The organism is Polaromonas sp. P1_E1_2 (assembly GCF_056406035.1).
Window position 1 is genome coordinate 1 of sequence record NZ_JBFUAZ010000296.1, and the last position, 4,971, is coordinate 4,971.

Genomic DNA, 4,971 nt, shown 5'->3' on the forward strand with positions numbered 1-4,971 from the left:
AGGCGGTCCAGCACCTGGCGCATGATGCGAAAGCTCGACGGCACCAGGCCGCTGGCGTCGCCGGAGTGCACGCCTTCGGTGAGGATTTCCACCTTGAGCACGCCCGCCGCGTTGCCGCGCAGGCTGGTGGTCAGCCACAGCTGGTCGTAGTTGCCCGCGCCGGAATCCAGGCACACCACCAGCGCGACGTCGCCCAGGCGCTCACGCAACGCATTGACGTAAGGCAGCAAATCATAGGAGCCGCTTTCCTCGCAGGTTTCGATCAGGCCAACGATGCGCGGGTGCGGCACGTTCTGCGCTTTGAGCGCCTGCACCGCGGCAATGCTGGCGTAGACCGCATACCCATCGTCGGCGGCGCCACGGCCATAAAGCTTTCCGTCTTCGTACTTGGCCATCCAGGGGCTCAAATCATTGCGCCAACCGGTGAATTCGGGCTGCTTGTCGAGGTGGCCGTACATCAACACGGTTTGCGTCGAATCGGCGCGCGTGGCCGGGATCTCAAAGAACAGCACCGGGGTGCGGCCTTCGAGGCGCACGATCTCCAGCTTGAGGCCTTCGACCTTCTGCGCCTCGACCCAGGCCGCCGCATTGCGCATGACGGTGTCGATGAAGCCGTGCTGCGCCCAGTCGCTGTCAAACGTGGGGGACTTGGCTGGGATGGAGATGTAGTCGGTGATCTGTTTGACGATGTCGCCGTCCCATTGGGCCGTGACCTGGGACAGGGCCTGGGCGGCGTTAAGGATGCTGGCGGGGATTTCGCGGTGCAGTGGGGCGTTCATTGGAAAGGCTCCGGGAACAAGGATATCGGCTTTTAGGGCAGCATTTTGCTACGGCACCTGCTACTGTACGCTTCCGACACAGACCGCGCCACCGGCCACGGGAAGACCCGCAATTGGAGAATTCAACCTACAGCGCATCGCGGGCGGCGTGGACAAAGATAACTCCTCCAATTGGACGAGAAAGCAGACAAGTACGCCACGGAGCCGCCATGACACCAGCAAGCCGCGCACACACGCCATCTTCCGCCGCCACGCCAGCCACGGTAGCCGATTCCCGCATCCGCGCTGGCGTGGGCGGCTGGACCTTTGAGCCCTGGCGCGACAACTTTTTCCCAGCCGGCCTGGCGCACAGCCGCGAACTCGAATACGCAAGCCGCCGGCTGAGCGCCATCGAGGTCAACGGCACCTACTACGGCACGCTGAAGCCGGCCAGCTTCAGGAAGTGGCACGACGAGACGCCGGACAACTTCATGTTTTCCCTCAAGGCCTCGCGCTACGCGACCAATCGCCGCGTGCTGGCCGAGGCGGGCGAGTCCATCCAGCGCTTCACTGAAAGCGGCATCAGCGAACTGGGCGACAAGCTGGGCCCCATCGTCTGGCAATTCATGCCCGGCAAGGTGTTTGAGGCAGGGGATTTCGAGGCGTTTCTGTCGCTGCTGCCCAAACAGGTGGACGGCCGGGCGCTGCGCCATGTCGTCGACGTTCGCCACGAGAGCTTTATGTCGCCCGATTACCTGGCGTTGGCGCGCCGTTACAAGGTCGCCACTGTATTTACCGACGCTGACAAATTTCCGTCTTTCGCCGACCTCACGGGTGACTTCGCCTATGCCCGCCTCATGATGAGCGAATCAGGCCTGGAGACCGGCTACGAGGAAAGCGCGCTGAACGCCTGGGCTGAGCGCGCGCGGCAATGGGCTGACGGCTCCGCGCCGGCCGACCTGCCGACGCTGGAAGAAGCCCCGGCACAGGGCAAGCCGCGCGACGTGTTTGTGTATTTCATCAACGGCGCCAAGGAAAGGGCGCCGGCGGCAGCGATGGCGTTTTTAAACCGCCTGGGCTTCACACCCTCTGCTTAACCGTAGACCGCCATGGCTTCGCCGAGCCGTATTTCGCGGCCGGGCGCCCACTCGGCATTGAACTGCAGCGGCCCTTTGGGAAACAGCATGACGACGGTGGAGCCCAGCAGGAAGCGGCCCATTTCCTCGCCCTGCTTGAGGCGGATGGCGGAGGTTGGCTCGTCGGGGTAATCCCATTGCCGCACCACCTTGCCGCGCGGCGGGTTCACCACGCCGTGCCACACCGTGGCCATGCTGCCAACGATGGTCGCGCCGACCAGCACCAGCACAAAGGGCCCGCGCGCCGATTCGAAAACGCAGACCACGCGCTCATTGCGCGCGAACAGCCCCGGCACGCCGCGTGCGGTAACGGGATTGACGGAAAACAGGTCGCCCGGCACATAAATCATGCGCGTCAGCCGACCGCCTGCAGGCATGTGGATGCGGTGGTAGTCCCGGGGGCTCAGATAGAGCGTAGCGAAATGGCCGTCCTGGTAATGCGCCGCCAGCGCCGCATCCCCGCCCACCAACGCAGTAGTCGAATAACTGTGACCCTTGGCCTGAAAGATCTGGTCCTTCTCGATCGCACCGAACTGGCTGATCGCACCGTCCACCGGCGAAATCAGCTCGGCATCAGCCAGCGGCCGCGCGCCGGGCTTGAGCGCACGCGTGAAGAAGTCGTTGAAGGTGAGATAGCTCGCAATGTCGGAGTTGAGCGCCTCGTCCATGTTGACCTGGTACTTGGCGACAAAGCGGCGGATGATTTCGGTGGTGACCCAGCCACGCTCGCGCGAAGCTACAAAACCGGCAAAGTTGGTCAGCGCCTGCTTGGGAAACAGGTATTGGGGGAGGACGGCGAGTCGGTCGGACACTAGGCGGCTTGAATGGAGGGAGGAAGGGCCATTCTATCGACGCCGAAACGTCTTTCCCGCCGGATATCGGCGCACTACTGTGCGGGATAACCCGCCTCGGCCAGCGCAGCCGCCACGGCTTGCCTGTCTTGCGAGGATTGCACCACAACCTTTTTGCCGGGCAAGTCCACACTGACCTGCGCCGCTGCATCCAGCGATTTGATGGCCTGGGTGACGGCGCCAACGCAGTGGCCGCAGCTCATGGCGGGGATATTGAATTCCATAAAGACTCCTTGGAAGCTGTCTGAGAGATTGGTACAGGGATTACCCAGAAGTCTGAACCTTCCCATGGGGGCAGGGTCAAGCGTAGCCCGGCAAGTCCTGCCTCGATTCAGGGCTATTACACCAAGGCGCTTGACCCTCCCATGGTGGTAAGGTTGAGACTACAGGCATGAACACCCCATCCACGTTAAAAACATCTCCCGTCATGCCGGCGCTGACCGAGTGGCAGTTTCCCGTCCAGGGCATGAGTTGCGCGTCCTGCGTGGCGCGTGTGGAACGTTCGCTGGCCAACGTCCCGGGYGTTGAGGACGTGAGCGTCAATTTCGCGACCGAACAGGCCAGCGTCAAGGTGCGCGCCGGTGTCGGCATGGACGCCCTGAAGACCGCCGTCGCCAAAGCCGGCTACAGCGTGGCCGAACAATCCTTGCGGCTCAAAATAGACGGCATGACCTGCGCCTCCTGCGTGTCGCGCGTCGAGAAAGCGCTCAAGCAAATGCCAGGGGTGCTGTCGGCCAGCGTCAACCTGGCGACCGAGACCGCCGAAGTCCGCGTCGCGGGCAACGCCGCGATGTTGCCGGCGCTGGTGGCGGCAGTGGCCAAAGCCGGTTATCAGGCGAGCGAAATCCCCGCTTCGGGCACCCCCGTGGACAAAACTGGCGCGCCCTGGTGGCCTATCGCGCTGGCAGCCGTCCTGTCTGCGCCGCTGGCGCTGCCCATGGTGGGGGCGCTGTTCGGCAAGGACTGGATGCTGGGCGGCTGGTGGCAATGGCTGCTGGCCACGCCGGTGCAGTTCTGGCTGGGCGCACGTTTTTACCGCGCCGGCTGGAGCGCCTTGCGCGCCCGCACCGGCAATATGGATTTGCTGGTCGCGTTGGGCACCTCAGCTGCCTACGGCCTGAGCGTCTATCAATTGCTGCGGCATGGCGGCCATGGCATGGCGCACCTGTATTTTGAAGCCTCGGCAGTCGTCATCACACTGGTGTTGTTGGGCAAATGGATGGAAGCGCGCGCCAAACACCAGACGACCGCCGCCATCCGCGCGTTGYAGGCGCTGCGCCCCGACACCGCGCGCCGTCGGCGCGATGGAAAGGACGAAGACGTAGCCTTGCAAGACATACAGCTCGGCGACCTGGTGGTGGTGCGCCCTGGCGAACGCATCTCGGTTGATGGCGAGATCGTCGAGGGTTCCACGCAGGTGGACGAATCGCTGATCACCGGCGAGAGCCTGCCAGTTGCCAAGTACGCAGGCGACCACGTGACTGGCGGCGCAGTCAATGCCGAAGGCCTGATCGTGGTGCGCACCACGGCCGTAGGCGCGGAGTCCACGCTGGCCCGCATCGTGCGTATGGTCGAATCGGCCCAAGCCAAAAAAGCACCCATACAACGGTTGGTGGACCAGGTCAGCGCCGTGTTTGTGCCTGTGGTAATTGCCATTGCCCTGGTGACGCTGCTGGGCTGGGGCCTGGCCACGCAGGACTGGGAGGCGGCCATCCTCAATGCGGTCGCTGTGCTGGTAATCGCCTGTCCCTGTGCACTCGGTCTGGCCACGCCTACCGCCATCATGGTGGGCACGGGCGCCGCCGCWCGCCAGGGTATCCTGATCAAGGACGCGGAGGCGCTGGAAGTGGCGCACGGCGTCAAGGTAGTGGCTTTTGACAAGACCGGCACGCTGACCGAGGGCAAACCCGAACTGGTGGCGCTGGAGCCCAGCGCAATCGCTGCCAACGAGTTGCTGGCCTGGTCGACCGCCATCCAGTCGGGCAGCGAACACCCGCTCGCCCGCGCGGTCACACGGCGCGCGGCGGAGCAGCAGCTTGAGATTCCCGCAGCGACGGAGTTGCGCGCCGTCGCCGGCCGCGGCATGGCCGCCGTGGTGGCAGGCCGCGAACTGCGGCTCGGAAGCCCGCGCTTTATGCAGGAGCTGGGCCTGGACCTGAACACCTTCGCCACGCTGAATGCACGCGCCAAAGAACTCGAAGCCCAGGGCCGCACGGTGTCGTGGCT

5 protein-coding genes are annotated in these 4,971 nt (G+C 64.3%); 2 read left to right on the forward strand and 3 right to left on the reverse strand.

Annotated elements, in window-relative coordinates; all coding sequences use genetic code 11:
* A partial coding sequence (locus tag AC1D1P_RS14050; protein ID WP_477673414.1) for a M20/M25/M40 family metallo-hydrolase occupies positions 1–779 on the reverse strand: 779 nt, incomplete at its 3' end.
* A gap of 209 nt (positions 780–988) precedes the next feature.
* Here AC1D1P_RS14050 and AC1D1P_RS14055 point away from each other — a divergent pair.
* Positions 989–1,855: a DUF72 domain-containing protein gene (locus AC1D1P_RS14055; protein WP_477670458.1), complete on the forward strand. Its 867-nt coding sequence runs from the start codon at positions 989–991 to the stop codon at positions 1,853–1,855.
* On the opposite strand, the gene asd is transcribed toward AC1D1P_RS14055, so the two are convergent.
* A complete protein-coding gene (gene asd / locus AC1D1P_RS14060; protein ID WP_477670457.1) occupies positions 1,852–2,706 on the reverse strand; it encodes an archaetidylserine decarboxylase in 855 nt (284 codons plus the stop codon). The genes AC1D1P_RS14055 and asd overlap by 4 nt on opposite strands.
* 74 nt (positions 2,707–2,780) lie before the next feature.
* Positions 2,781–2,969 (reverse strand): heavy-metal-associated domain-containing protein, encoded by a 189-nt coding sequence (locus AC1D1P_RS14065; RefSeq protein WP_477670456.1) that lies wholly within the window; start codon positions 2,967–2,969, stop codon positions 2,781–2,783.
* A gap of 167 nt (positions 2,970–3,136) precedes the next feature.
* Here AC1D1P_RS14065 and AC1D1P_RS14070 point away from each other — a divergent pair.
* A partial coding sequence (locus AC1D1P_RS14070; RefSeq protein ID WP_477673415.1) for a heavy metal translocating P-type ATPase occupies positions 3,137–4,971 on the forward strand: 1,835 nt, incomplete at its 3' end.